This is a genomic window from Roseisolibacter agri, from assembly GCF_030159095.1.
Lineage (GTDB): Bacteria > Gemmatimonadota > Gemmatimonadetes > Gemmatimonadales > Gemmatimonadaceae > Roseisolibacter > Roseisolibacter agri.
Window position 1 is genome coordinate 26,660 of the sequence record NZ_BRXS01000001.1, and the last position, 25,774, is coordinate 52,433.

The following is a 25,774-nucleotide window of genomic DNA, read 5'->3' on the forward strand; positions in this document are numbered from 1 at the left end:
GGCCCGGCGGCCCGTGCCGCCCGGGGCGCGTCGCCCGGCGTCGCGCGCCCGCAATCTGGCGAGGCGCGCGCCGTCGTGAAACCGTCGGGCGGGGCGTCGCCTGCAGAACCCTTCAGACCGTGACGGCCACCGGCGCGAGGTCGGCGACCAACCCGCTCAGGCGCTCCAGGTCGCGCGGCGCGCGGCGCACGAGGAGGCGGCGGAGCGCGGTCGCGTGCCCACTGGGCAGCACGTCGTCGCCGGTGAGCGAGAGGCCGCAGTGGTAGGTCACGCGCGTCCCCTCGCGGGCGTCCTCCAGCGACAGCGCGACGTCGAGCACGAAGGCGGCGCAGCGGCTGCGCCAGGAGACGTGGCGCGGCGGCTCGCACGCGAGGACGCGCGTGGCGAGGGCGTGGCGGCCGCCGAGCGCGCGGAAGGCGAGCACGGCCCCCTCGGCGGGCACGGTGGCCGCCTCCGCGACCGCCATGACGCCGGCGCGCCACCGCGGCGCCTGGGCGAGCGCGCTGGCGACCGCGAAGATCGTCGGGGCGGACTGGGGGAGGACGAGCGTGGTCTCGACGGCGAACACGGCGCGGGCGCGGCGGGAGGGAGGTGTGGCGGGGATGGACTCGAAGCTCGGCGCGCGCGCTTAACCACCTGCTTAGAAGGGCGGAGGACGGAACGGCGGAGGACGATGAAGCGGACCCTTCGAGCTTGAAGCTTCAAGCCTGAGGGTCCGCCGTATCGTCTCACGCTGCATCGTCTTCCGCCGTTCCGTCCTCCGCCTCACCGTCCTACGATCGAGGCGGTCTTCAGGACCAGCCCCCGCGGCCCCACCGCCCACGCCGCGCCCCGACGCGATGCTGACCGCGTGCAGGCCAACGGTATCCACCACCGCCCACGTCCGCCCGTCGTCGCGCGACAGCGCGGTGCCCGCGAGGCCGACCGCGACGAGCGTCGCCGAGCGCGCGCCGGGCACGAAGGCGAGGCCGGACCAGTAGCCGGGCGCACCGCTCGCGGCGTCGGCGGGCTGCCAGGTGCGGCCGCCGTCGGTGGTGCGCGCGAACTGGCGCGTGCCGGTGCGCGCGGCGGAGTAGTCGCCGCCCGTGGCCACGCCGACGTCGGGCGCGCGGAACGCGACGGCGAACAGGCCCGCGCTGGCGCTCGCGGGCTGCACGGGCGCGGGCGTCGCGTCCCAGCGCGCACCGCCCGTCTCGGTGCGGTACACGCGCGCGCCGCGCGGGCCGCCGGTCGCGAACCACGCGTGCGTGCGCCCCGCGACCGCGAGCGCCGCGTTGCCGGCCGCGAACGCGGCCTCGCCCTCGCGCGCGTCGGGCATCCCGTCGCGCGGCGTGCGCCGCCAGCTGCGTCCTCCGTCGTCGGTCACGAGGGTGACGAAGCGGCCGTCCACCGGATCGCTGAGGATCAGGCCGCGCTGCGCGTCCCAGAACGCGATCGCGTCGTAGAAGATCCCCTTCGTCGAGTCGCGGTGCGCGAGCGTCCACGTGCGCCCGCCATCGGACGTGCGATAGATGCGCGCCTGCCCCTCGGCCGCGTCGCCGGCGCTCGCGACGACGGCGGCGAGCGAGTCGAACGCCCACACGGAGCGGAAGTCGAGCGAGTCGGCGCCGGGCACCGCGTGGCGCGTCCACGTCGTGCCGCCGTCGGTCGTGCGGAGCACCGTGCCGCGGCTGCCGCTGGCCCACGCGACCTGCTCGCTCACCGCGCGCACGCCGCGCAGCGACGCGCCGCGCGCGGCCGCGGTAGCCGACGGCTGCGCGCTCCAGAACGGGCCCGCGGCGACGGCCGGCTCGGGGGCGCGGCGGCAGGCGGCAAGTGCGCCGAGCGTCGCGAGCGCGACGAGGGGACGGAGCGACGGGATCGACATGGGGACGCGGCTGATGGTGGGGCGATGCGACGGCAATCTACTGACGCGCCGGACCCTCAACGGCGAACTGCTCTAGACAGGATTACAACGGATTGAACGGACAAGAGCCGGATTACTTCCCGCGTGGCGGCGACGGCCCCTGCACCACGCGGAGCGTAATCCGGCCCTTGTCCGTCGAATCCGTCTAATCCTGTCTCATGCAGTTCGGGTCCGGCGCTACGCGAGCAGCGACGCGTCCACGTCGGCGACGGACGCCTGCCCGCACAGTCCCAGCGCGAGATCGAGGTCCGCCAGCAGGCACCGCAGCGCGTGCCGCACGCCCGCCTCGCCCGCGGCGGCCAGCGCGTACGCGTACGGCCGCCCGAAGCCCACCGCGCGGGCCCCGAGGGCGAGCGCCTTCAGCACGTCGGCGCCGCGGCGGATGCCGGAGTCCATCAGCACCGGCGCACGCGTGCCCACCGCCTCCACGACCGCCGGCAGCGCGTCGAGCGCGCCGATCGCGCCGTCCACCTGCCGTCCGCCGTGGTTGCTGACGATCACGCCGTCCACGCCCGCGTCCAGCGCGCGCCGCGCGTCGTCCGGATGCAGGATCCCCTTCAGCAGCAGCGGCAGCCGCGTGCTCGCGCGCACGAACGCCAGGTCGTCCCACGAGAAGCCCGGATGCACGTACGTGCCGAGGAACGCCTGCACCGCGGCGCGCGGGTCCTGCTCGGGCGGGACGGGGAGCAGCGCGCGGAACGCCGGATCGCTCAGGTAGTTCGCGAGGCCCTGTCCCTGCAGGAACGGGAGGTAGCGGTTGCGCAGGTCCGTCTCGCGCCAGCCGAGCATCGTCGTGTCGAGCGTGACGACGACGGCCGTGTAGCCCGCACGCTCGGCGCGCGCGACGAGGCTCGCCATCACGTCGCGGCTTCGCGCGGGATAGAGCTGGAACCAGCGCGGCGCGCCCGCGCGCACGCCGTCCATCGCCGCCGCGACCTGCTCCATCGGCACCGAGCTGACGGTGCTGAGCACGAAGGGCACGCCCTCCGCGGCCGCGGCGCGCGCGGGCGCCAGCTCGCCCTCCGCGTGGAGGATGCCGAGCACGCCGATGGGCGCGAGCACGACCGGCGCGGGAAGCCGGTGGCCGAGGAGCTCGACGCCGAGGTCGCGGCGCGAGACGTCGCGCAGCATGCGTGGCACGAGGGAACGGCGCGCGAACGCCGCGCGGTTGGCGCGCATCGTGTCCTCGGCGCCCGCGCCGCCCGCGACGTAGCCGAACGGCCCATCGGCCAGCACCTCGCGCGCGCGTCGCTCCCACTCCTCGGGCGACACCGGCGGCAGCGGCTCGGCCGCGCGCGCGGGATCGTAGGCCTGCAGCTGCATCGCGAGGCCGTGAGGCACGTGGGGCATCGCACCGGCGGCGAGGAGATCGGAAGGCGCGGACATGGGGCGTGGAGTCGCAGGCTCTCGCGGTTCGGGCCGCGCGTGCTGCATCTTTGTCGGCGGCGCGCCACGTTGGCGCGCGGCGGCCGCTCCGTCAACGTGGCGCCGTCCTCCCCGAAGTCTCCGTCATGCGCTCGCCACTCGCTCCCTCGATCGCGCGCGCCGCCGCGGCGGTCGCGTTCCTCACCGTCGCTGCCGCGACCACCGCCGGTGCGCAGGCCGCGCCGCGCGTGCAGAAGGACCCTGCCTCCGCCACCGTCGAGGGCGCGCTGCAGCAGGGCGTCGTCCCCGGCGTCGAGGTGCTGCTCCGCGACTCGCTGCACCTGCTGCGCGGCAAGCGCGTGGGGCTCATCACCAACCATTCGGGGCGCGACCGCGCGGGCACCAGCACCATCGACCTGCTGTACCGTGCGCCGGGCGTGAAGCTCGTGGCGCTGTTCGCGCCGGAGCACGGCATCCGCGGCGCCGCCGACGCGGGCGCGAAGATCGCCACCACGCGCGACAGCGCGACCGGGATCCCGATCTACTCGCTCTACGGCCAGCGCAACACGCCGTCGGACTCGATGCTGCGCGACGTCGACGTGCTCGTGTACGACATCCAGGACGTCGGCGCGCGCGTCTACACCTACGTGTGGACGATGGCGCTGTCGGCCGACTCGGCGAACAAGCCGTTCATCGTGCTCGACCGCCCGGATCCCGTGCGCGCCGACCGGGTCGACGGCGGGATGCTCGACCCGAAGTATCGCTCGTTCGTCGGGCAGTTCCCGGTCGCGCTGCGCTACGGCCTGACGCCGGGCGAGCTGCTGCGCTACCTGCAGGGCACGAAGCAGATCGCGCTGCCGTCAGTGACCGTCGTTCCGATGCGCCACTACACGCGCGCGCAGTGGTGGGACGCGACCGGCCTGCCGTGGGTCAACCCGTCGCCGAACCTCCGCGACCTCGAGGCGACCATCATCTACACGGGCACCGTCTTCTTCGAGGGCACGAACCTGAGCGAGGGGCGCGGCACCGACGCGCCGTTCCGCGTCGCGGGCGCGCCGTGGCTGACCGACGCGGGCGCGATCGCCGCCGCGCTCAACGCGCGCAACCTCCCCGGCGTGCGCTTCGACTCGACGTCCAAGACGGTCGCCGCGGGGCAGAAGCACGGCGGGCTGACGATCCCGGTGGTGCAGGTGCACGTGACCGACCGCGAGCGCGTCGTCCCGGTGGAGGTGGGCGCGTGGATGCTGCGCGAGATCGCGGCGCGCCATCCGCAGGAGCTCGTGTGGCGCGAGGCGCACATGGACCGGCTGGCGGGCGACACGCGGCTGCGCACCGCGGTGACGACGAGCGACGCGGCGGTGACCGCGCTGCTGCGCGCCTTCGCCGACGAGTCGCGCCGCTTCCAGGACGCGACGCGGCCGTACTGGCTGTACCGGTGAGTCCCCGACGTCCCGATCCGAACCCCCGACCCCTCCGCGCATGACGCACTCGACGCTCGACCGCACGCCGATGTCGTCGCCCTACCAGAAGGCGCCGCTCGGCCGCCGCTTCGCGGCCAGCCTGCTCGACGGCCTGATCGCGTTCGCGGGGCTGCTGCTGCTCGGCGGCTGGTTCGCCTGGCGCGCCGCGAACGCCGACGAAGGCGCGCTGTCGGCGTCGCTCCTCCTCGGGTTCCTCGCGGCGCTCGTGTGGGCGCTCTGGTACACGCACGCGAAGGACGGGCTGGACGAGGGCCAGAGCTGGGGCAAGCGGGCGCTCGACCTGATGGTCGTGCACCTGCCGACGGACCTGCCGTGCTCGATGTGGCAGTCGACGGTGCGGAAGCTGATCTGGGACGGGCTGTGCGTGATCCCGCTCGTGGGCCCGCTCGTCGAGCCGGCGACGGCGGTGTTCCACCCCGAGGGGCGGCGCCTCGGCGACCGGGTGGCGGACACGCAGGTGGTGCGCGTGGAGGAGTACGAGCGGCGGCGCATGGGGTGAGCGAGTCCCACACGCGAGCCTCGCCGATCGCGATGGGCGTGACCCGGCCCGCCGGCCGCGCCGGGCGCGTGCGCCGCTCCGCGCGCCTGTTCATCGCCGTGTTCGTCGGCGCGATCGCGGCGCGCAGCGTCCACGTCTCGGTGCTCATCGACGCCTGCCTCGACGCGGGCGGCCGCTACCTGACGGAGCCCGCGCGCTGCGAGATCGCGACCGGCGCAGCGCGCGCGCTGACCGCGATGCCGCGTCGATCGGGCTGGTGGCTGCCCGTCGCCGGCTCGGGGCTCGCGGCCGGCGCGCTCGCGTACGGCGTCGGACGCGTGCTCCTGCGGCCTGCATGACGGACGTCTCCGCTGCCGACCCCCGGCCGCGCGCCGCGTCCCTCACGCCGCTGCCCGAGGCGCCGTAGCTTGGCGGGAGGGCGTGCGAGGCGGCACGCCCGGCCGTGCACCGGTCGACGCTCGCACGAGGAGGCCTCGCATGCTCGACGCCGTGCTCGCGAATCCCGCGCTCTCACGCGCCATCGTCGTCGGCCTGTTCGGCGGCGTGGGGCTCGCCCTCACCGTCACCTACAGCCGCCGCGGCCCGCTCATCTATCCCGTGTACGCCGCGCTGCTCGGCGCGCTCGCGCTGCTGCTGGCGCGCTACGGCGCGCTGCCGTACGGTGCACGCCTCGCGGCGGCGCTCGTCGGCTTCATGACCGCGAGCCTGCTGATGTACGTGGCGGTCGGCTTCAGGGCGGCGGCGCAGCGGCGGCAGCTGCAACGGGAGGGTCGCCTGCCGCCGGGCGAGCTGCATGGCCCGTCACTGTTCGGCCATGCCTGGCGGCTCGGGTTCCTCGTGGCCGTCGGCACCGTGGTGAGCGCGGGCGTCGCGTTCGTGGCGGCCTGACCGCGACGTGTCTCCCGCCCCGGACGCGCCGCGTCCAATCGCGTGGACGATCCGCGCCCGCGCGATGGCGATCGCAGGGAAGCGCCGCGCGGGCGCCCGGATTGCGGAGAGCGCCCCGCGTCGCGCATCGTCGTGCCGTCCAACTCCCGAGCGAGCCTCTGCCATGCCGCGTCGTCCCTCCGCGTCGTTCCTCGTCCTCGTCGCGCTGGTCGGCGCGACGGCCTGCGGCGCCGTGCGCGTCGCCGGCGTCGGCGGCCGCGTCACGGACGACCCGATCACGCGCACGCGGCCGGGGATGCCGCCGCGGCAGACCGGCGGCCCGCCGGCCGACCCGCGGGGGCCCGAGACGCCGCGCGGCGACCTGCCCGGTCCCGCATCGGGGACGCGCTACGCGGCGGAGCGCCGCATGTGCCGCACGAGCGGCGTGCCGCGCGGCTGGGTGGCCGTCGCATACGTCGAGGACTCGCAGTGCCCCGCGCGCACGGGCGCCGACAGCATGGCCACGAGCATGGTGCTGACGCGCCACACGGGCTGGCCGCGCGGCACGGAGCTGGAGGTCTGCGCGGACCAGCGGACGCCGAGCGGGTGGGAGCGCGTGCCGCGCGAGGACGGGGTGGACGCGACCGCGTGTCCCGGAGCGGCCCGCGCCGGCGAGCCCACCACGCGGCTCATCCGCCGCTACCGCTGAGCAGCGTCGATGGTGACCGGGGGCCCGCCGTCGCGGGTACTGCCCGGTGACCCCTCCGTCGGAGACCGATCGATGCGACGTCCCCTCGCGGCGCGGCTGCTCGGCGCCGCCCTCCTGCTCACCGCCTGCCGGTCCTCCGCCACGCCGCCGGAGGCCGAGATGCTGCCGTTCGCGCTCGCGGTGCGCAGCGACACGCCGTACGTCTCGGGTGCGATCGCCGAGCGGTCGGTGAGCCCGCAGGGCGCGGTCGCGGTGCTGGTGCGCGCGCGGAGCACGACCGACGGCACGTCGCGGCAGCCGGCGGCGCTGGTGCGCGTCGATCCCGACTCGCTGCTGCTCTGGGCCGACGGCCGCGCCGCGCGCCCGGCGGACCTCACGGTGGGCCGCGAGGTGAAGGTGTGGGTGCGCGGACCCGAGTCGCGCTCGCTCCCGCCGCAGGTCACCGGCAGCGCGATCCTGGTGGTGCGCTGAGCGCGGTGGACGCGATCACGGACGCGCGCTGGCCGCGCACGTACGCGGACGCCGCGGCGCGCGTGCGCCCGCACGTACCCGCCGACGCCGCGCTCGAGCCCATCGGGCAGGGCGACCACAGCCTCGCGTTCCGCTGCGGCGCGACCGTCGTGCGCGTGGCGCGCAGCAGCGAGGCGGCCGACGCGCTGCAGCGCGAGGCGTGCACGATGGCGCGCATCGCGGACCAGCTGCCCGTCGCCGTCCCGCGGCCGACCTTCGCGCGGCCCGGCGACCGGTGCGCGTTCAGCGTGCACGACGAGGTCACGGGCGTCGTGCTCACGCGCGGGCGCTGGCTGCGGCTGCGCGCCGCGAAGCGCGAGCGGGCGGCCGCGGAGCTCGCGGGCTTCCTCGCCGCGCTGCACGAGCTGCCCGTCGCGGTGGTACGGCGGTGCGGGCTGCCGGTGCTGACGCGCGCCGCGTACGCGCGCCGGCTGCGCGAGGCGTCGGGGCGCGGGCTGCACGCGCTGCTCGCGGCGGACGTGCGCGAGCGGCTGGACGCGACGCTCGCGGCGTGGGCGCGGGACGAGGACGACGCGGCGTCGGTCGTGCTGCACCGCGACCTCTCGCCCGACCACGTGCTGCACGATCCGGCGAGCGGGCGCATCACGGGCATCCTCGACTTCGGCGACCTCGCGATCGGCGATCCCGCGCGCGACCTGATCTTCCTGCGCGAGGACCACGGCGAGGAGATGCTGGACGCGGTGCTGCGGCGCTATCCGCACGGACGTCCGGCCGTCCTCGCGCCGCGCGTGCGCGCGTGGGGCCTGCTGGAGGCGCTCGCGTGGACGCTCGGCCACCACGCGGCCCGGCGGCGCGCGGCGGTGCAGCAGGGGCTCGCGGCGATCGCGGGCGCGCTGGACGACGTGCTTGCCCCGCCGGCGCGCGGGGCGTAGCCTGGACGCCGGCCCCGCACCCCTCACGGAGACACACGCACGTCCATGCGCTCGAGGAGCAACCGCACCACCGTCTGGTCCGTCGTCTGGGCGCTGCTCCTGGGCGGCGGGATCCTCGCGCATCGCGCCGGGATGCTGCCATCGTGGGTCTACCAGGGCCGCCTGCGTGACGAGGTGAAGCGGCGCACCGGCGTCGACCTCGCGGACCGCTCGACGCCGCGGCCGATCCTCGAGGTCACGAACGTGCACGGCAGCGGCGGCCGCTACCCGACCATCACCTTCGACGTCCGCAACGCGACCGACAGCACGCTGCGCCACGTCGACATGTGGGCGCGCTTCCACCTGGCGATGAAGGACGCGGGCTACACGCCGACGGTGCGCGTGGTGACGCGCGACAGCGTGCTGCGCGCCGGCGCGACGCGGCGCGTCACGCTGCGCGCCGAGCACGCGCAGGGCCTCGGCGTCACGACGCGCGGGCCGCTGCTGACGGCGGACCTCTACTGGTCGTTCAGCGACATCGCGCCGCACCGCCGCGGGCGCCAGACGCCGCGCCTGGCGATGCTGCGGGTCGAGTGACGCGCGTGCGACACGCCGCGCTCGCGCTGCTGCTCGCCGCAACCGCATCGACCGCGTTCGCGCAGCCGCGCGCGCCGCACCGCTGCGCCGCCGATGCGCGATCGCACGCGGCGCGCCTGCTCGCGCTGCACCGCGGGCCCGACGACCGCATCGCGATCGACAGTGCGGTGCGCGTGCTCGCGCCCGTGCGCAACCCGGTCGGCGGCACGCCGCCGCAGCTGCTCGACGTGCTGGAGGTGCAGGGCTACATCTACCGCGCGCGCTACCGCATGCGCTTCCTGTATGCGCCGCTGCGCGAGACGCCGAACGAGTGCGTGCTGATGGGGCAGGAGATCCTCGAGCTCGCGCGCGTCTGACCGCCGCCCGTCTCCACATGCCGCCGACGACCGACCTCTGGGCCGCCGCCGCGCCCGACGCGTGGCACGCCGCGCTCGCGCGCCACGACGCCGTGATCGCGCGGCAGGACGTGGCGCGGCTGCCGGAGCTGGACCGCTGGTACCGCGACGAGCTGCCGCCGGCCATCGCGGGGCGATCGCCGGCGCACCTGACGCTGCCCGAGCTGGTGCGGCTCACCGAGTGGAAGATGGCGCGCGGCGTGTGGCGCGCGCCGAACCTCGTGCTCGTGCGCGGGAACGACGCCGACGCGGTGGTCGCGACGAGCACGGACGCGTTGGCGAAGGTGCCGCATCCCACCGCACCGATCGCCGCGCTCGCGAAGCTCGACGGCGTGGGGCCGGCCACCGCGTCCGCCGTCACGGCCGCCTTCGCGCCGGCCACGTATCCGTTCTTCGACGAGCTGGTCGCCGCGCAGGTCCCCGACCTGGGCAAGGTCGCGTGGACGCTCGGCTACTACGCGCGCTACGCGGCCGCGCTGCGCGGGCGCGCGGAGCAGCTGGGGAGCGACTGGACGCCCGTGCTCGTCGAGCGGGCGCTGTGGGCGCACGTCGGCGGCAAGACGGGCGCGGTCGCCTAGCCACGGGCACTCCTGCTTCCTGAAGAGGCCATGCTCGACCACCAGGCGATCGCCCGGCGCGTGCCCGACGTCCCGCGCTGGGTCGAGGCGCGCGCCTTCCTGCGGTGGGAGCGGTGTGCGCTGTTCGGCGTGCGCGAGTCGCCCGCGCTGGCGTTCGCGCTGTGGGACGCGCCGACGTCGTCGCTCATCGTCTACGGCCGGCCGTCGCACGACGCCGTGCGCGACGCGGCGGCGTGCAGCACCGGCGCCGCGAGCGCCGTCGTGGCGCCGGAGGACGCCGACTGGCTGGCCGCGCTGCTGCCCGGCTGGGTGCGGTCGCGCGCGATCCTGCACCTGCTGCGCGATCCCGCGCGGCTCCCCGCGCCCAACGACGGCGGCGTGCGCCTGCTCGACCCGTCGGCCATCGCGACGCTCGACGTGCCCGACGAGCTGCGCGACGAGCTGGCCGTGGGCGCCACGCGCGCGCCCATCGCCGCCAGCCACGCCGACGGCGTGCCGGTCGCGTTCTGCTACGCGGGCGCGATCACGGAGTCGCTGTGGGACGTCGCGATCGACACGCTCGCGTCCCACCGCCGGCAGGGCCACGCCGGCCGCTGCGCGGCGTGGATGATCCGCCACCTGCGGGCGCGTGGGCTGCAGCCCGTGTGGGCGGCCGACGCGGCGAACCCGCCGTCGTGGCGCCTGGCCGCGAAGCTCGGCTTCGCGGCGGTGGACGAGGTCGCGCTCCTCGAGCAGGGCTGAGCGCGACCGCGTCGGTCGGTCAGCCCTGCGCCGCCGGCAGCGTCTCGATCCCCGGCCAGCCGTCGCGGCTGTAGCGGGCGAGCGTGCGCAGGTAGTGCTTCCCCTCGTCGCCATGCTGCGCGACCACCGCGTCGGCGGCGCGCCGCACCGCGTCGGCGTCGGCGTACGGCGGCTCCAGCGCCTCGCCCATGCGGCCGTTCTCGTGCGGCACGCCCGCCGCGTCGAGGAAGGTCGTCTGGATGCCCGGCTCCAGCTCCACGTACAGCAGCTGCAGCAGGTCCAGCTCGTCCGACGGCGTCTCGGCGTTCGTGCGCACGATCTCCTTCGCGAGCTTGTCGGCGGGCCACGAGGCCAGCGTCACGGCGCGGAAGCCGCCGCCGCGCGCGACCAGGCGCTGCGCGTACAGCGCGCGCGCCTCGCGGCTGGACTTGATGGCGTGCGTCACGAGCGCCACGCGGCGCGCCGGCGGCAGCGAGCGGTAGGGAGTGGGAGTCGACATGCCGCGCAAGCTAGCGACCCCCGACCGCGGAATCACGTAGATTCGCCGGCCATGACCCCCCGCGCGTTCCTGACGGCCGAGTGGCGCCACCTCGTGATGCTGAGCTGGGAGGTCGCGCCGGAGGTGCTGCGCCCGCGGGTGCCGGCCGGCACGACGCTCGACCTCTGGCACGGGCGCGCGCTCGTCAGCGTCGTCGGCTTCCGCTTCCTGCGCACGCGCGTGCTCGGCCTGCCGATCCCGGGGCATCGCGACTTCGACGAGGTCAACCTCCGCTTCTACGTGCGGCGCGAGATGCCCGACGGCGAGGTGCGCCGCGGCGTCACGTTCGTGCGCGAGCTGGTGCCGCGCGCCGCGATCGCGCTCGTGGCGCGGCTGGCGTACGCGGAGCCGTACCGCGCCGTGCCGATGCGCAGCACTGTACCCGCGGGCGAGATGACCGATGATCCGGGCCGGATCGTCTACGCGTGGCGGCCGGCGCGCGGCGCGCCGTGGGAGCGCGTCGCCGCGACCGCCGTCGGCGCGCCGCGCGTCCCCGGCCCCGACGACGAGGCGCGCTTCGTCACGGAGCACTACTGGGGCTACACGCCGCAGCGCGACGGCGGTACGGTGGAGTACCGCGTCGAGCATCCGGCGTGGCGCGTGTGGGACGTCGCGGCGCCGGAGCTGGTGGCCGACGTGGCGCGGCTCTACGGAGCCGGGTTCGTGTCCGCGCTCGCGGGGCCGCCGTCGTCCGCGTTCGTGGCCGACGGCTCGCCCGTCACCGTGTACCGCCCGCGGCGCGTCGACGCGCGGGCCCGACTCCAGACTCCGAGGCATCCGTGACCGACCACGCGCGCGGCACGTTCGACGTGACGCTCACCCCGCAGGCCACCGACGACGACGGCAGCGGCGTGCCCCTCGGCCGCCTCTCGATCGACAAGCGGTTCCACGGCCCGCTCGACGCCACCAGCCGCGGCGAGATGCTGAGCGCGCGCACCGCGACGCCGGGCTCCGCGGGCTACGTCGCGATCGAGCGCGTCACGGGCACGCTGGCCGGCCGGCGCGGCAGCTTCGTGCTGCAGCACACCGGCGTGATGACGCGCGGCGCGCCGCAGCTCACCGTCGCCGTCGTTCCCGACTCGGGCACCGGGGAGCTCGCGGGCCTCTCGGGGACGATGGACATCATCGTCAGCCCCGGGAAGCACGAGTACGACTTCCGCTACGCGTTCGCGGACGCGGGCTGACGCCGGACGCGCGGCGCGGGCCTTCCCTCCGGCGCGCCGCGCGCGCATTCAGTTGGGCACGCAGCCTCCAGTCACCCTGCACCCTTCGCTCCGATGCCCGACCGTCACTCCGGCGCCGCGCGCGCCCTGCTCCTCGTCGCCCTCCTCTCCGCGTGCGGCGGCGGCGACAAGCCGTCGGCCGAGGACTCCTCGGCGGCGGCCGACAGCGCCGCGTCGGCCGCGGCGGCAGCCCCCACGCCCGAGGCGCCGGCCGCCGCGCCCGCGAACGACGCGAGCGCGCCGCTCACCGTCGCCGACATCGACCGCTGGCAGAAGGGGATGGCGGCGGAGCTGAAGGCGGTGCAGGACGCGGGCGCGCAGCTCAAGGCCGCGAAGACGGGCAACGACACGCTGACGGCGATGATGGGCGCCAACGAGACCGCCACGCGCGCCGCCGGCGCGAGCGCCGCGGGCCTCGACGAGAGCCGCTACGGCTTCATCGCCAGCGAGCTGTCGGCGCTGACGATGGTGCTCGCGCCCGTCGAGGCGGACTTCGAGGCCGGCAAGATGCCCGCCGCGATGGTGCAGTCGATGCAGCAGGAGCGCGACAGGCAGGCCGCCCAGGTGACGCCGAAGTACCCGCCCGACGTGGTGGAGGCGCTGAAGCCGCGCGCGGCCGAGCTGCGCAAGCAGCAGATGACGCTCGTCGGCTGGCGGGTGAAGGCCGCGGGCGCCGCGTGACGGCGTGAACACGCCATGACGGCCCGCGGGCGCACGGCGCTTCTGCTGCCGCTGCTGCTCACCGTCGCGCTCGCGGGCTGCCGCACGGGGCGCAACTACGCGGATCCCGACGCGACGCGCGCCGCCGGCGCGCGTGCGATGAGCGACACCACGCGCGGCGCGCCCGACACGCTGCGCGTGGTGTCCTTCAACATCGCCTTCGCGCGCCGCCTCGACGCCGCGATCGCGCTGCTGGCCACGCATCCCGCGCTGCGCGGCGCCGACGTCGTGCTGCTGCAGGAGATGACCGGCGATGCGACGCGGCGCGTCGCCAGGGCGCTCGACCTGCACTGGGTGTACTACCCGGCCATCCATCACACGCGCGCGCGGCAGGACTTCGGCAACGCGGTGCTCTCGCGCTGGCCGATCGTGGAGGACGCGCGCCTCGTGCTGCCGCACCCGTCGCGCTACGCGGGCACGCAGCGCATCGCGACGGCCGCCACCATCCGCGTCGGCGACACGCTGGTGCGCGTCTACTCGACGCACCTCGGCACGCCGCTGGACGTCGGCGCGCGGAGCCGCCGCGCACAGATGCGCGCCATCCTCGCCGACGCCGCGCGGCACCCGCGCGTGATCCTCGGCGGGGACCTCAACGACGGCGCGGTGGGGCGCGTCGCGCGCGACGCCGGCTACGCGTGGCCCACCGAGCGCGGCCCGCGCACCACGCGCTTCGGCCGCTGGGACCACGTCTTCCTGCGCGGGCTCGCCAGCCCCGCCCGCGACGCGGCCGGCACGGTCGGCCGCGAGGCGCGCGGCATCAGCGACCACGTGCCGGTGTGGGCGCGGGCGGTGCTGCGCTGACGCATGCACCGCACACGCGGTTACACTGGAGGCATGTCGCTCCGTCGTTCGCGCCTCGCGCCGCTGCTCGGCGCCGCGCTGCTGCCCCTCGTCGCCGCCTGCAGGCTGATCACCGGCGACGACACCGTCTGCACGCTGAGCTTCGAGCCGGGCATCGTGCTGACGGTGCTCGACTCGACCTCGCGCGCGCAGGTCTCCGTCGGCGCCGTGATCGTCGCGCGCGAGGGCGCGTACGCAGACAGCATCCGCCTTCCCGTCGCGCCGCCGGGAGCCATGCCGGCGCCAGTGGGCCTGGCGGGCGAGCGTGCGGGCACCTACGAGGTGACCGTCGAGAGTCCCGGCTATCGCCCATGGCGGCGCACCGGAGTCCGCGTCACCGAGGGCAGGTGCCACGTGAATACGGTGGCGCTCACCGCGCTCCTCCAGCGGGCGGGCTGACAGCGGCGCGGGGAGCCAACGCCGCGCCCGGCCGCGGTGTCCAACCCCTGTCCGCCGACCCGCCGTCCCGCATCCGCCCGCCGCCATGTCGCTCTCCCACACGGCGCTCACGCGCCGCGCCGCGCTCGCCGCCCTGGTCACCGCGGCCGCGATGCCGCGCGACGCGCTCGCCTCGATCGCCCGCGAGCCGGTGAAGCATCCCGATCCGCGCCCCGGCATCACGGCCGAGCGCGTGCTGGCGGAGGCGGACGTGCCGGAGAAGTACCGCGACGCGTACCGCGCGGCGCGCGACTATCCGCAGGTGCTCGACGGGATCTTCTGCCACTGCAACTGCGCCGAGCACCGCGGGCTGCGCTCGCTCCTCAGCTGCTACGAGGGAACGATGCCGCAGTCGTGCGGCATCTGCACGGGCGAGGCGCGCACCGCGCGGCGCCTGCACGAGAAGGGGAGGTCGCTGGCCGAGATCCGCGCCGCGATCGACGAGCAGTTCTGCGGCCGGAGCTGCCGCGCGAGCGACACGACGCCGGATCACGGCGTGCATGCGGGACACTGAGCCCGCGCGTCTGCTGCCGGACGCGGACCGGCTGCCGACGCTCGACACGCCGCGGCTGCGGCTGCGCTGGCTGACGCCCGACGACGCGCCCGCGCTGTTCGCGATCTTCGGTGATCCCGCGGTGTGCCGGTACTGGAGCCGCCCGCCGCTGACGGACGTCCCGGACGCGCACGCGTTGCTCGCGGAGATCGCGGCGTCGTTCGCGGAGCGCTCGCTCTTCCAGTGGGGCATCGCGGAGCGCGACGGCGGACGGCTCGTCGGCACGTGCACGCTCGCGTCGCTCTCGCCCGAGCACGCGCGCGCCGAGGTGGGGTTCGCGCTGGCGCGCGCGTGCTGGGGCCGCGGCTACGTCGCCGAGGCGCTGCCGGCGATGGTGCGCTTCGCGTTCGAGACGCTCGGCCTGCATCGCCTGGAGGCCGACGCCGATCCGCGCAACGCCGCGTCCATCCGCGCGCTGGAGCGCGTGGGCTTCGTGCGCGAGGGCCATCAGCGCGAGCGCTACTGGATGTCGGACGAGTGGCAGGACGCGATCCTGTTCGGGCTCCTGCGGCGCGACTGGCGCGACTGACGACCCGCGTGACCACGGTCACGCGGCGCCCCCCGCCGGGGCGCGCGACTGGCACTCGCAGCAGCCCGCGTCGCGCGACCGCGCCGATCGGCCCCTCGCGCGACACCGGCGACGGGAGCCGTCCACGCGGACGGCGCTCCATCTCGCCGTGTCCATCGCTCGGGAGGATCGCACGATGCATCCACGTCCCGCGGCCCGCGCCATCGCGCGCACCGCCGTCGTCACCGCCGTCGTCCTGCTGGCCGCCGCCTGCCGCGACGCCGCCGCCCCCGCGCCCACCGATGCCGCCCCCGACGTCGGCCCCAACGTCGCGGCGGTGCCCGACGCGCCGCGCCTCAGCGTCGCGCAGCTCGCCGCGCAGGACGTGCCGAGCCAGCTCGCCGTCGCGCAGGCGGTGCCCGGCTTCGGCGGCTACTACATCGACGCGTCGGGCGCGCCGACGGTCTGGCTCACCGACCCCGCGCGCCTTCCCGAGGCGGCGGAGGCGCTCGCCGGCTTCCTGCGCAGCTTCGGCTGGCGTGCGTCGGACCTGCGCGTGCGGCAGGCGCAGTACGACTGGCTGCAGCTCGACGCGTGGTACCGCGCCGCGCGCCCGCGCGCGCTCGGCGTCGTGGGCGCGGTGCTCGGCGACATCGACGAGTCGCGCAACCGGATCGCGTTCGCGGGGCTCGACGCGAGCGCGCTGTCGGGCATCGCCGCGGCGGTGGCCGGCGCCGGCGTGCCCGCGGGCGCGGTGACGCTGCGGCTGGGCGCGCGCGTGCGCACCGTGGCCACGCTGCGCGACCAGTTCCGTCCGCCGTACGGCGGGCTGCAGATCCAGTTCTTCCCGCTGCCCGCGAGCCCGGTCACGCTCCTCTGCACGCTCGGCTTCAACGCGATCGACGGCGCCGACACGTCGTTCGTGACCAACTCGCACTGCTCCAACGTGCAGGGCGGCATCACGACGCCCACCGACTACTACCAGGCGGTGCGCGGCGGGCTGGTGGCGGACAACCAGAACTACGTCGCGCGCGAGGTCGAGGACCCCGACTACACGATGGGGAGCGTCGACGGCCCGTGCCCCATCGGGCGGCGCTGCCGCATCAGCGACGCGTCGCGCGCGAAGTACGCGCCCGGCCAGGCCTTCGTGCTCGGCAAGATCGCGCGGCCCGCGAACGAGAACGCCACCGGCACGCTCGACGACACGCTGCGCATCGACGCCGTGAACCCGACCTTCACCATCACCGCCGAGCAGGGGCGCACGGTGCTCGGGCAGAAGCTGAGCCACGTCGGCCGCACGACCGGCTGGACGTCGGGGCTCGTGACCGCGACGTGCGTCGACGTCAGCGTCACCGACTCCGACATCACGCAGCTCTGCCAGGACTACGTGGACGCGTTCGTGGACGGCGGCGACAGCGGGTCGCCCGTGTTCGGGCAGCACACCGACGGGACCGTGTTCCTCGCGGGCATCCTGTGGGGCGGCTCGACGGACCTGGAGACCAACGCGGTGCAGTTCATCATGTCGCCGCTCGACAACGTGAAGACGGAGATCGGCGCCGTGAAGACGTTCGACCCCGTGGTCGCCGGGCCGGGCAAGAAGACCAAGAAGCCGCGATAGGCTGGCGCCAGCCTGGCACGCGGACGGCGCGCGCGCCGTAGGTTGGAGACGGCGGGTCCGACGCGCGGGCCCGCTCTCTCCGTCCTCGCCACGTCCGCGCATGACCCGCGTCGCCGCCCAGATCGTCGTCGCCGTCCCGGCCGAGCTGTGCCTCCACGCCGTGCAGGCGGCGATGGAGGACCCGCGCCTCAAGGACGCCTATCGCCGCCTGCGGCCGGGTAAGGAGTACGCGGGCTGGGTCACGCGCGTCGAGCCGGGGCGCCGCCTCGAGATCGCGTACGCGGCGCTCGATCCCCTCACGGACCGGCGGTCGCACGCGCTGGGCTGGCGCGTGCTCTACGACGTCGCGCCGGAGCCCGACGGCCGCACGCGCGTGGAGGTCGCGATCGAGTACGGCTGGCTGACCGCGCTCGGCGGCATGGGCCTGGTGAAGGCGCAGGCGGAGAACGAGATCGCGCAGCGGCTGGCGTTCCTGCACGCGCTGGAGCTGGGGCGGCACAACGTCGCGACGATCGCCGCACCGCAGGAGATGCCGGCCGACATGCCGCCCGCGCGGGCGCGCGTGCCCGAGCCGCGGCGCTGACGCGCGTCGCCCGCGCATGTGGCTCTGGCTGCGCGCCGCGCTGTTCGTGCTCGTGGTGCCGGGCACCGTGGGCGGCTGGCTGCCCTGGTGGCTGGGCTGCGGACGCACCGACGCCGCGCCGCTGCCGGCGCGCGCGCTGGCGGTGCCCGCGCTCGCGCTGGGATGGGGCGTGCTGCTCTGGTGCGTGCGCGACTTCGTGCGTCGCGGCCGCGGCACGCCCGCGCCGTACGATCCGCCCGCGCAGCTGGTGACGGGCGGTCTCTACGAGCACGTGCGGAACCCGATGTACGTCGGCGTGCTGCTCGCGACCGCCGGCTGGGCGCTCTGGTGCTGGTCCACGCGCGTGCTCGCGTACTGGGCGTGCGTGGCGGTCGCATTTCACACGGTCGTGACGCTGTTCGAGGAGCCGGCGCTCGCCAGGACGTTCGGCGCGAGCTACGATGGCTACCGCTCGCGGGTGCCGCGCTGGATCCCGCGCTGGCGCTCGCCCGGTCCCTAGCCCGCCGCCGCCATGCACGTCCGCCCGCTGCTCGTCGCATCGCTCGTCACCACCGTCGCGCTGACGGCCGCGTGGACCGACGCGCGGACCGATGCCGCACGCGCGCAGGCCGCCCCGCTACCAGGACGCGTGGTGGACCTGGTCGCGGGCGACTTCTACTTCCGGTCGCCCGACACGATCCCCGCGGGGCTCACGACGTTCCGCCTGCGCGTCGAGAAGGGCGGACACGCCGCGTGGATCCTGCGCATCCCGCCGGGACGCAGCATCCGCGAGCTGGTCGCGCCCGCGCACGCCGGCCGGCCGCCCGCGTGGGCGCGCAACCTCGGCGGGCCCGGCTTCCCGCCCGCGGGCGGCACCGTCAACGCGACGATGGTGCTGGAGCCTGGGGAGTACGCGGTGCTCTGCTACGTCGCCGGGGCATCGAGCAAGGGAACGCCGCACCACCAGCTCGGGATGTTCCGCCGGCTGGTCGTCGCGCCCGCGCCGCGCACGCCGGGCGCGCTGCCGAAGGCCGACGTCGTCGTGACGATGGTGGACCATGGCTACAGGCTGTCGTCGCCCATCCGGCCGGGACGCCGCGTGCTGCGCATCGTGAACGCGGGACGCGCGCTGCACGAGTTCAAGCTCTATCGCCTGAAGCCGGGGCGCACCGCGCAGGAGTCGTTCGCGTGGAAGCCGGAGAGCGGCACGCCGCAGCCGGACGTCGAGATCGCGACGATCGCCACGCTGTCGCCGGGCGGCGAGGCGACGACGACGATCGACTTCGCGGCGGGCGAGTACACGATCCTCTGCGTGCCGCAGGAGAAGCACGGCATGCGGCACGCGCTGCGTGTCGCCGCGGATACGTGATGGACGCGGCGCTGCGAGACGAGTTGCTGGCGATGGCGGCCGAGGACCTGCGCGTGCGCGCGGAGCTCGACGAGGCGGGCGAGCTGGCCGGCGGCTACGCGCCGCGCATGGAGGCCGTGCACCGTCGCAACGCCGCGCGCCTGCGCGAGCTCGTCGCACAGCACGGCTGGCCGACGCGCGCGCTGGCCGGCGAGGATGGCGCGGAGGCCGCGTGGCTGATCGTGCAGCACGCCATCGGCGAGCCCGCGTTCCTGCGCGCGACGCTTCCCGTGCTGTGGGACGCGGCCGCGCGCGGCGAGGTGCCCGCGTGGCAGGCCGCGATGCTCGAGGACCGCATCCGCGTCTTCGAGGGGCGGCCGCAGCGCTACGGCTCGCAGTTCCAGCCCGACGCCGACGGCTGGCTGCGGCCGCACCCCATCGAGGATCCCGACGGCGTGGAGGCGCGCCGCGCGGCGGTCGGGCTGGAGCCGCTGGCCGCCCGGCAGGCGCGCATGGGGCGCGAGGAGGTCGGCGACCGCGCGCGCTTCGAGCGCGAGTACCACGCGTGGCTGCGGCGCGTGGGCTGGCGGTGAGCGGGCGGTAGCCGCACCACGGCCGGGCCCGGCGCGGCTTGACCCCCGGGCGAGCCACCCGTGAAGTTGCGGCGTGCCCCCCGTCCGCCATCCGCAGCGCCATCGCCGGTGCCACTGGCACCGCCGGCCGCTCGCGCGGGCCCTCCGCCGCGCCGCGTGGGCCGTGGCGCCCGCCGCCGTGGCGTGCGCGCGCACGCCGGCGCCGCCGCCGGTGACGCGCGTCCTCGCGCACGAGGGCTTCCTCGCGGGCGCCGGCGGCACGCGGCTCTTCTACCGTGTGATGGGGAGCGCGCCGGACACGGTCGTCGTCGTGCACGGCGGCCCCGGCGCCGGCCTGAACGCCGTGCGCCCCGACCTGCAGCCGCTGGCGCGCACGCACACGGTCGTCTTCTACGACCAGCGCGGCGCCGGACGCTCGGAGCTGCCGGCCGACACGACGCGACTGGACGCGCGCGCGCACGTCGAGGACCTGGACGCGGTGCGCCGCCACTTCGGCCTGGCGTCGATGCGTGTCGTCGCGCACGGCTTCGGCGCGGTGCTCGTGGCACGCTACGCCGAGTCGCACCCCGAGCGCCTGGAGCGCGTCGTGTTCCTGGACGCGGTGGCGCCGGTGCGCGCGGGCCCCGACGGCGCGGACGCGCTGGCCGACGCCGCCGCCGCGCGCGCGGACTCGGCGACGCGCCAGCGACTGACCGACGCCGAGCGCGCGCTGCGCGACGGCGCGGCCGAGGATCCGGTCGCGACGTGCCGCGCGTACGAGGCGGTGCGTCGCGAGATGGCCGTCGCGCGCGGCGACGCGCCGCGCTGGCGCGGCAGCCGGTGCGACATGCCGCCGCGCGCCGTCGCCTACCAGTTCCGCCACGCCGCGCCGGCCCTCCTCGCGTCGCTCGGCGACTGGGACTTCACGACGTCGCTGGCGCGGCTGCGCACGCCGCTGCTGCTCGTGCACGACGCCGACGACGCGGACGCGCTCGCGTCGCAGCGCGCGTGGGCCGCCGCGCTGCCGGACGCGCGCCGGCTGCCGGTGCCGCGCGCCGGTGCGGGCGCGGCCGCCGCGCGCCCCGAGCTCGTGCTGCCCGCGATCGAGGCGTTCCTCGCCGGACGCTGGCCGGCGGGCACGGTCGTACCCTAGCCACCGCTCCACGATGATCCCGCTGCATCGGCGCCTCCGGACGCCCGTCGTCGTCGCCGTCGCGCTGGCCGCCTGCGCGCACGCCACGCGGCACGCCAGCGCGGCGACGCGCACCTGCGTCGCCTCGGCCGTGCGTCCGCTGCGCACCAACCCGTCGCCCGAGTACCCGGCCGCGCTGCGCGGCAGCGGCGCGGGCGGCGCGGTCGTGCTGCAGTTCCGCGTGCAGGAGAACGGGAAGCCCGACCTGCACACGCTGCGCGTGCTGCGCGAGAGCGACCCGGCGTTCACCGACGCGGTGCGGCGCGTGCTCCCGAAGTGGCGCTACGAGCCCGCGCGCGCGAGCGCCGACTCCGACGACTTCGCGATCAGCAACGACGGCTCGGCGTGCCACCCGGGCAAGCCGGGCACGCCCGCCGCGGCGCTCGTCCAGCAGCCGTTCATCTTCGGGCCGGGTTGAGCGCGGCGCTCACGCGCGCGACGCTGCACGACGCGGTGCGCGCGCTGGGGGAGCGCGACGCGGGGCTCGCGCGCATCGTCGCGCGGCACGGCCCACCGCCGCTCTGGGCGCGGCCGCGCGGCTTCGCGACGCTGGTGCGCATCATCCTCGAGCAGCAGGTGTCGCTCGCCTCCGCCGCCACGCTGTACGCACGCGTGTCGGCCACGCTGGGCGGGATGACGCCGGACATCGTGGGCGCCGCCGGCGCGCCCGGCCTGCAGGCGCTCGGCCTCACGCGGCAGAAGGCGCGCTACGTCGCCGCGCTCGCCGACCGCGTGGCGAGCGGCGCGCTCCCGCTGGCGTCTCTCGCGCGGCGCCCCGACGACGAGGTGGAGGCGCTGCTGTGCGACGTGCCGGGGATCGGGCCGTGGACGGCGCGCATCTACCTGCTGATGGCGCTGCGCCGCCCCGACGTCTGGCCGCCCGGCGACCTGGCGCTGCACCGGGCGATGGCACGGCTCCATGGCCGATCCGACATGCCCGGGAGCGCCGAGGCGACGCGGCTGGCGGAGGAGTGGCGGCCGTGGCGGGCGGTGGCGGCGCGCATCCTCTGGCACGGCTACCTCGCGGACCGCAGAATGGGGGCGTGAGCTACGATCTCTATCTCGTGCGCGCGCCCGCCGGGGCGGACGACGACTTCGTCGAGGCGATCGCGATGGCGGCCGCCGAATCCGACGGGCCCGCGGGCCCGCCCGACCCGGCCGTCGAGGCGCGCAAGCGCGCGCTGGCCGACGCGCTGTGCGCCGCCGACCCCACGCTGACCGCGTCCACGCCGGACCACGCGGCGATCGCGGGCTACGAGGGGATCTCGATCGAGGAGTCGCGCCGGCGCCACCGGCAGATCGAGGTGTACGGCCCGCCCGACGGCCACGGCATCCTCGTGACGCTGCACGACGACTGGGTGTCGCTGGAGATGCCGCACGGGCGCGGCGACGCCGGCATGGCGACGCTGCTGCGCTACGTCGGGCTGCTGACCCGACTCGGCGGCTTCGTGGCGTTCGATCCGCAGGGACCCAACGTCGTCGATCCGTCGGAGTACGGCGGCCCGCGCCAGCCGACGCCCGTCGGCGTCCACGCCGTCGCGCCCGACGACAAGGCGATGCGGCCGTGGTGGCGCTTCTGGTGAGCGCGTGAGCACGTCGTGAGCACGTCGTGAGCGCGGCCGACGCGCTCGGGCTCGCATCGGGGACGATCGCGCTGCGGCCACACGACCCTGCGTGGGCGCGCGCCTTCGACGACGAGGCGCGGCGCATCCGCGACGCGCTGGGCGCGCTGCCGGCGGAGGTCGCGCACGTCGGGAGCACCGCGGTGCCGGGGCTCGCGGCGAAGCCGATCCTCGACCTGCTCGTGGGGATCCCGCGGATGGAGGACGTCGCGGCGTACGTCGCGCCGCTGGAGGCGCTGGGCTACGCGTCGCGCGGCGAGTACGGGCTGCCGGGCCGTCACTACCTCGTCCGCGACGACGCCGCCGGACGCCGCACGCACCACCTCAACGTCGTGCCGCTCGGCGGGCCGTTCTGGCGCACGCACGTGGGCTTCCGCGACGCGCTGCGCGCGCAGCCGGAGCGCCGCGCGGCCTACGAGGCGCTGAAGCGCGACCTCGCGACGCGCCACGCGGGCGACCGCCCGGCGTACACGGAGGGGAAGGCGGCGTTCATCCAGGCGACGCTGCGGCAGGCCGACGTCCGTTAGAATGCGCACGCCGTACGTCGCGTCGACTCTCCATCACACCAGCCCGTGATCCACGTCATCGCCGAGATCCGCCTGCGCCCCGGCGCGCGCGACGCGTTCGTCGCCGAGTTCCAGCGCCTCACGCCGCTCGTGCGCGCGGAGGACGGCTGCATCGAGTACCAGGGCGCGCTCGAGATCGCGACCGCCATCGCCGCGCAGGCGCCGCCGCGCGACGACGTGCTGACGGTCGTCGAGAAGTGGCGCGACGAGGCGGCGCTGGCGGCGCACCTGGACGCGCCGCACATGCACGACCATCGCGAGCGGTCGCGCGAGCTCGCGGCCGGCGTGACGGTGCGCGTGCTGCGCTCGGTGTAGCGTCGCGCGCCGTGCCGCGGGCCGTGCTGCACGTCGCGCTGGTGGTGCGCGACTACGACGAGGCGCTCGCCTGGTACGTGGACGTGCTGGGCTTCCAGCGGCTGTGCGACGAGGACCGCGGCGGCGGGAAGCGCTGGGTGCTGGTGGCGCCGCCGGGCGGGCAGGGGACCGCGCTGCTGCTGGCGCGCGCGGTGACGCCGCTGCAGGCGTCGCGCATCGGCGACCAGACGGGCGGGCGCGTGTTCCTCTTCCTGCACACCGACGACTTCGCGCGCGACCACGCGGCGATGCAGGCGCGCGGCGTGCGCTTCGTCGAGGCGCCGCGGCACGAGGCGTACGGCACGGTGGCGGTGTTCGAGGACCTCTACGGCAACCGCTGGGACCTGCTGCAGCCGGCGTGAGATCGGCTGCGTGCTGCGTGCTGCGTGCTGCGTGCTGCGGGCTGCGGACCTCGAACCCGGGACACGTCGATGCGCCGGACCCGTGCGCCTCTGGAGGGGATACGGATGCTCCGGATGAAGCGGATGCTGCGGATCGCTCCGCCCCGGCGCACGGAGCGTCGCCGCCACGCGGAGCGATCCGACTGATCCGTCCGGATCCGGAGCATCCGCATCCCTCCAACAGGCAATCAGGACCAGCGCGCCGAGCCCGCCACCGTTCGCCCGCGACGCCTGCGCGCGCTAGCTTGCGGCCCATGCACGAGATCACCACGATCGGCTACGAGGGCACCAACGTCGCTGACTTCCTGCAGGCGCTGACCGACGCGCGCGTGGCGCTGCTGGTGGACGTGCGCGCGCTCGCCAGCTCGCGCCGCCCCGGCTTCGCCAAGACGCGCCTCGCCGCCAACCTCCAGACGGTCGGCATCGAGTACCGCCACCTGCGCGGGCTCGGCACGCCGGCCGACGGGCGCGCCGCCGCGCGCGCGGGCCGCCACGGCGAGCTGCGCGACATCTACCTCGCGCACCTCGCCACCGACACCGCGCAGGCCGACCTCGACGTGCTGGAGGGCATCGTGCGCGACGGGAAGCGCATCGCGCTCCTCTGCTTCGAGGCCGACCCGTCGCACTGCCACCGCAGCATGCTCGCCGACGCGCTGGCGCAGCGGCTGCCGCTGCGCATCGAGCACCTCGCGCCCCACCAGGCCCCGAAGGACTGACGCAGTCCCAGGTCAGCACCCGCGCAGGACGGACGCACGATCCGGAGGCGAGCATGGGCGGACTCGTGATCCCGCGGCCGACGCCGGCCGACCATTCTCCCGCGTTCACGGCGGAGATCGCGCTCGTGCCCGACGCGCCCGACTTCGTCGCCATGCTCGCCGCGCAGCGCGAGGAGACGACCGCGCTCGTCGGCTGGTTCGGCGAGGGGAACGCCGGCCTGCGCTACGCGCCCGGCAAGTGGAGCGTGCGCGAGACCGTCGGGCACCTCGCGGACGTCGAGCGCGTGCTCTCGTACCGCCTCCTGCGCTTCCTGCGCGGCGACGCGACGCGGCTCAGCCCCTTCGACCACGACGCGTACGTGCCTGCCGGCCGCTTCGAGGCGCGGACGCTGACGTCGCTGCTGGCGGAGCTGCGCGCGGTGCGCGGCGCGACGATGGCGCTCCTCGTCGACGCGCCGCCCGAGGCGTTCGCCTTCGTGGGCCCCGTGGGCACGGGCACCATCACCGCGGCCGCGCTGGCGTACCTGATCGCGGGCCACGAGCTGCACCACCAGGACCTGCTCCGCACGCGCTACCTGCCGCTGCTCACGACGGGCGCGGCGGCGGGCGCGCCGGCTGGCGCGCCGGCCGCCGGGGCGCCTGATTAGAGGCATGAATGGACCCGCGCTCGTCGCCGCGCGCACCCGACTGGATCGCACGCCCGAGCAGCTGGCTGCGGAGCTGGGCATCCCGCCGCACGCCTACGCCGCGTGCGAGGCCGGGCGCGCCTCGCTGTCGCGCCGGCATGCGGAGCTGATCACCTACCAGCTGGCCGTCCGCGACCGCCAGGACGCGCTGGCCGCGAGCGGGCTGCCGGCCTGCCAGTGGATGGAGCGCTGGGGCGACGAGATCCCCGAGGCGCGGTCGGCGCTGGAGGCGCACGTCGCGCGCGCGGAGGCGCACGCGTCCGGCTGCGCGACGTGCGGCGCGCGCGATGCGTTCCTGGCCGAGCGGTTCCCGACGATGCCGCCGGTGCCGATGGCGGGGTGGGCGCGCGCGCTCCAGCGGCTGATGGGATGGGTGGACGCGCGTCCGGAGTGGCTGCGTCCCGCGCTGCTCGGCGCCGCCGCGCTGGCGGCGCTGACGGCGATCCGCGTGGTGCTCGTGCTGCCGGCCGCGCTGCGCGAGCCGCGCGTGCTGCTGGCCGCGCTCGGGGCGGTCGTCGCCGCGTCGGCGGCGGGCGCGTTCGGAGGGCTGGTGTACGCGCTGCTGGGACGCCCGCTGCGCCGCGTGCCGGTCGTCGGGCCGTACCTCGCGGGGATGGTGGCCGTCGCCGGCTACCTGCTCGCGATCCTGACGATGGTCGCGATCGGCGACCGGGACACGCCGCGCGACCTCGCGTCCGACGCGCTCTTCCTCGTGCTGCTCTCGGCGCTGCTGGGCGCGTTCGTCGGCCACCGCTGGCTCCGCGCACCGCTGCCCGGCCGCTCGGCCGCCTGACGCG

The 25,774-nt window shown here is 76.1% G+C and carries 37 protein-coding genes; 33 read left to right on the top strand and 4 right to left on the bottom strand.

What is annotated here, in order from left to right; genetic code table 11:
- Positions 1–112 precede the first annotated feature (112 nt).
- From rosag_RS00130 to rosag_RS00140, 3 genes are all read right to left on the bottom strand, one after another.
- Positions 113–568 (bottom strand): SRPBCC family protein, encoded by a 456-nt coding sequence (locus rosag_RS00130; protein WP_284347950.1) that lies wholly within the window; start codon positions 566–568, stop codon positions 113–115.
- 72 nt (positions 569–640) lie between these two features.
- On the bottom strand, positions 641–1,867 hold the full coding sequence (locus rosag_RS00135; protein WP_284347951.1) for a beta propeller repeat protein: 1,227 nt from the start codon (positions 1,865–1,867) through the stop codon (positions 641–643).
- 216 nt (positions 1,868–2,083) lie between these two features.
- On the bottom strand, positions 2,084–3,292 hold the full coding sequence (locus rosag_RS00140; protein WP_284347952.1) for an alpha-hydroxy-acid oxidizing protein: 1,209 nt from the start codon (positions 3,290–3,292) through the stop codon (positions 2,084–2,086).
- Positions 3,293–3,417: 125 nt separating this feature from the next.
- Here rosag_RS00140 and rosag_RS00145 point away from each other — a divergent pair, with 125 nt between their 5' ends.
- The 11 genes from rosag_RS00145 (at position 3,418) to rosag_RS00195 (ending at position 10,520) form a co-directional block, all read left to right on the top strand.
- Positions 3,418–4,710: an exo-beta-N-acetylmuramidase NamZ family protein gene (locus rosag_RS00145; protein WP_284347953.1), complete on the top strand. Its 1,293-nt coding sequence runs from the start codon at positions 3,418–3,420 to the stop codon at positions 4,708–4,710.
- Positions 4,711–4,750: 40 nt separating this feature from the next.
- A complete protein-coding gene (locus rosag_RS00150; RefSeq protein WP_284347954.1) occupies positions 4,751–5,251 on the top strand; it encodes an RDD family protein in 501 nt (166 codons plus the stop codon).
- On the top strand, positions 5,248–5,589 hold the full coding sequence (locus rosag_RS00155) for a hypothetical protein (protein ID WP_284347955.1): 342 nt from the start codon (positions 5,248–5,250) through the stop codon (positions 5,587–5,589). Before rosag_RS00150 ends, rosag_RS00155 begins: the two co-directional genes overlap by 4 nt.
- A 139-nt stretch (positions 5,590–5,728) precedes the next feature.
- The gene (locus tag rosag_RS00160) at positions 5,729–6,139 is read left to right on the top strand and encodes a hypothetical protein (protein ID WP_284347956.1); all 411 of its coding nucleotides are present in this window, start codon (positions 5,729–5,731) and stop codon (positions 6,137–6,139) included.
- 163 nt (positions 6,140–6,302) lie between these two features.
- Positions 6,303–6,827, top strand: coding sequence for a hypothetical protein (locus rosag_RS00165; RefSeq protein WP_284347957.1), 525 nt, complete (start codon positions 6,303–6,305; stop codon positions 6,825–6,827).
- A 72-nt stretch (positions 6,828–6,899) separates the two neighbouring features.
- Positions 6,900–7,298, top strand: coding sequence for a hypothetical protein (locus tag rosag_RS00170; protein ID WP_284347958.1), 399 nt, complete (start codon positions 6,900–6,902; stop codon positions 7,296–7,298).
- 5 nt (positions 7,299–7,303) lie between these two features.
- Complete coding sequence (locus rosag_RS00175) at positions 7,304–8,230, top strand: phosphotransferase family protein (RefSeq protein WP_284347959.1); 927 nt, start codon at positions 7,304–7,306, stop codon at positions 8,228–8,230.
- A 45-nt stretch (positions 8,231–8,275) separates the two neighbouring features.
- Positions 8,276–8,806 (top strand): hypothetical protein, encoded by a 531-nt coding sequence (locus rosag_RS00180; protein ID WP_284347960.1) that lies wholly within the window; start codon positions 8,276–8,278, stop codon positions 8,804–8,806.
- 5 nt (positions 8,807–8,811) lie between these two features.
- A complete protein-coding gene (locus rosag_RS00185; RefSeq protein WP_284347961.1) occupies positions 8,812–9,162 on the top strand; it encodes a hypothetical protein in 351 nt (116 codons plus the stop codon).
- Positions 9,163–9,179: 17 nt separating this feature from the next.
- Positions 9,180–9,779 (top strand): hypothetical protein, encoded by a 600-nt coding sequence (locus rosag_RS00190; RefSeq protein ID WP_284347962.1) that lies wholly within the window; start codon positions 9,180–9,182, stop codon positions 9,777–9,779.
- Positions 9,780–9,809: 30 nt separating this feature from the next.
- Positions 9,810–10,520, top strand: a complete 711-nt coding sequence (locus rosag_RS00195; RefSeq protein WP_284347963.1) for a GNAT family N-acetyltransferase — start codon at positions 9,810–9,812, stop codon at positions 10,518–10,520.
- Positions 10,521–10,539: 19 nt separating this feature from the next.
- Here rosag_RS00195 and rosag_RS00200 read toward each other — a convergent pair whose 3' ends face one another.
- Positions 10,540–11,019 (bottom strand): hypothetical protein, encoded by a 480-nt coding sequence (locus rosag_RS00200; RefSeq protein WP_284347964.1) that lies wholly within the window; start codon positions 11,017–11,019, stop codon positions 10,540–10,542.
- A 51-nt stretch (positions 11,020–11,070) separates the two neighbouring features.
- Between rosag_RS00200 and rosag_RS00205 the strand changes: the two genes are divergently transcribed.
- From rosag_RS00205 to rosag_RS00310, 22 genes are all read left to right on the top strand, one after another.
- Positions 11,071–11,841 carry a YqjF family protein gene (locus rosag_RS00205; RefSeq protein ID WP_284347965.1) on the top strand — a complete coding sequence of 257 codons (771 nt, stop codon included), beginning with the start codon at positions 11,071–11,073 and terminating at the stop codon, positions 11,839–11,841.
- A complete protein-coding gene (locus rosag_RS00210) occupies positions 11,838–12,242 on the top strand; it encodes a DUF3224 domain-containing protein (protein WP_284347966.1) in 405 nt (134 codons plus the stop codon). Before rosag_RS00205 ends, rosag_RS00210 begins: the two co-directional genes overlap by 4 nt.
- Positions 12,243–12,335: 93 nt before the next feature.
- Positions 12,336–12,962, top strand: a complete 627-nt coding sequence (locus tag rosag_RS00215) for a hypothetical protein (RefSeq protein WP_284347967.1) — start codon at positions 12,336–12,338, stop codon at positions 12,960–12,962.
- Between the two features lie 15 nt (positions 12,963–12,977).
- Positions 12,978–13,802 carry an endonuclease/exonuclease/phosphatase family protein gene (locus tag rosag_RS00220; protein ID WP_284347968.1) on the top strand — a complete coding sequence of 275 codons (825 nt, stop codon included), beginning with the start codon at positions 12,978–12,980 and terminating at the stop codon, positions 13,800–13,802.
- Between the two features lie 33 nt (positions 13,803–13,835).
- Positions 13,836–14,240, top strand: coding sequence for a PEGA domain-containing protein (locus tag rosag_RS00225; RefSeq protein WP_284347969.1), 405 nt, complete (start codon positions 13,836–13,838; stop codon positions 14,238–14,240).
- An 85-nt stretch (positions 14,241–14,325) separates the two neighbouring features.
- Positions 14,326–14,793: a PCYCGC motif-containing (lipo)protein gene (locus rosag_RS00230; RefSeq protein ID WP_284347970.1), complete on the top strand. Its 468-nt coding sequence runs from the start codon at positions 14,326–14,328 to the stop codon at positions 14,791–14,793.
- Positions 14,780–15,361, top strand: coding sequence for a GNAT family N-acetyltransferase (locus rosag_RS00235; protein WP_284347971.1), 582 nt, complete (start codon positions 14,780–14,782; stop codon positions 15,359–15,361). The genes rosag_RS00230 and rosag_RS00235 overlap by 14 nt, the downstream gene beginning before the upstream one ends.
- Before the next feature lie 175 nt (positions 15,362–15,536).
- Positions 15,537–16,958, top strand: a complete 1,422-nt coding sequence (locus rosag_RS00240; RefSeq protein WP_284347972.1) for a chymotrypsin family serine protease — start codon at positions 15,537–15,539, stop codon at positions 16,956–16,958.
- A 100-nt stretch (positions 16,959–17,058) separates the two neighbouring features.
- Positions 17,059–17,541 (top strand): hypothetical protein, encoded by a 483-nt coding sequence (locus rosag_RS00245; protein ID WP_284347973.1) that lies wholly within the window; start codon positions 17,059–17,061, stop codon positions 17,539–17,541.
- A gap of 16 nt (positions 17,542–17,557) precedes the next feature.
- On the top strand, positions 17,558–18,040 hold the full coding sequence (locus tag rosag_RS00250) for a methyltransferase family protein (RefSeq protein WP_284347974.1): 483 nt from the start codon (positions 17,558–17,560) through the stop codon (positions 18,038–18,040).
- Positions 18,041–18,052: 12 nt separating this feature from the next.
- On the top strand, positions 18,053–18,889 hold the full coding sequence (locus tag rosag_RS00255; protein WP_284347975.1) for a hypothetical protein: 837 nt from the start codon (positions 18,053–18,055) through the stop codon (positions 18,887–18,889).
- The gene (locus rosag_RS00260) at positions 18,889–19,461 is read left to right on the top strand and encodes a DUF6624 domain-containing protein (protein WP_284347976.1); all 573 of its coding nucleotides are present in this window, start codon (positions 18,889–18,891) and stop codon (positions 19,459–19,461) included. Before rosag_RS00255 ends, rosag_RS00260 begins: the two co-directional genes overlap by 1 nt.
- A gap of 163 nt (positions 19,462–19,624) precedes the next feature.
- Positions 19,625–20,593: an alpha/beta fold hydrolase gene (locus rosag_RS00265; protein WP_284347977.1), complete on the top strand. Its 969-nt coding sequence runs from the start codon at positions 19,625–19,627 to the stop codon at positions 20,591–20,593.
- A gap of 13 nt (positions 20,594–20,606) precedes the next feature.
- Entirely contained in the window at positions 20,607–21,050 is a 444-nt protein-coding gene (locus rosag_RS00270) for an energy transducer TonB (protein WP_284347978.1), read from the top strand.
- Positions 21,047–21,679, top strand: coding sequence for a DNA-3-methyladenine glycosylase family protein (locus rosag_RS00275; RefSeq protein WP_284347979.1), 633 nt, complete (start codon positions 21,047–21,049; stop codon positions 21,677–21,679). The genes rosag_RS00270 and rosag_RS00275 overlap by 4 nt, the downstream gene beginning before the upstream one ends.
- Complete coding sequence (locus rosag_RS00280; RefSeq protein ID WP_284347980.1) at positions 21,676–22,215, top strand: hypothetical protein; 540 nt, start codon at positions 21,676–21,678, stop codon at positions 22,213–22,215. The genes rosag_RS00275 and rosag_RS00280 overlap by 4 nt, the downstream gene beginning before the upstream one ends.
- Positions 22,216–22,241: 26 nt before the next feature.
- Positions 22,242–22,781, top strand: coding sequence for a GrpB family protein (locus tag rosag_RS00285; RefSeq protein ID WP_284347981.1), 540 nt, complete (start codon positions 22,242–22,244; stop codon positions 22,779–22,781).
- A gap of 45 nt (positions 22,782–22,826) precedes the next feature.
- Positions 22,827–23,135, top strand: coding sequence for a putative quinol monooxygenase (locus tag rosag_RS00290; RefSeq protein ID WP_284347982.1), 309 nt, complete (start codon positions 22,827–22,829; stop codon positions 23,133–23,135).
- 23 nt (positions 23,136–23,158) lie between these two features.
- Complete coding sequence (locus tag rosag_RS00295; protein ID WP_284347983.1) at positions 23,159–23,536, top strand: VOC family protein; 378 nt, start codon at positions 23,159–23,161, stop codon at positions 23,534–23,536.
- Between the two features lie 293 nt (positions 23,537–23,829).
- The gene (locus rosag_RS00300) at positions 23,830–24,291 is read left to right on the top strand and encodes a DUF488 domain-containing protein (protein ID WP_284347984.1); all 462 of its coding nucleotides are present in this window, start codon (positions 23,830–23,832) and stop codon (positions 24,289–24,291) included.
- Positions 24,292–24,344: 53 nt separating this feature from the next.
- Complete coding sequence (locus rosag_RS00305) at positions 24,345–24,938, top strand: DinB family protein (protein WP_284347985.1); 594 nt, start codon at positions 24,345–24,347, stop codon at positions 24,936–24,938.
- Positions 24,939–24,942: 4 nt separating this feature from the next.
- Complete coding sequence (locus tag rosag_RS00310; RefSeq protein WP_284347986.1) at positions 24,943–25,770, top strand: hypothetical protein; 828 nt, start codon at positions 24,943–24,945, stop codon at positions 25,768–25,770.
- Positions 25,771–25,774: the final 4 nt, after the last annotated feature.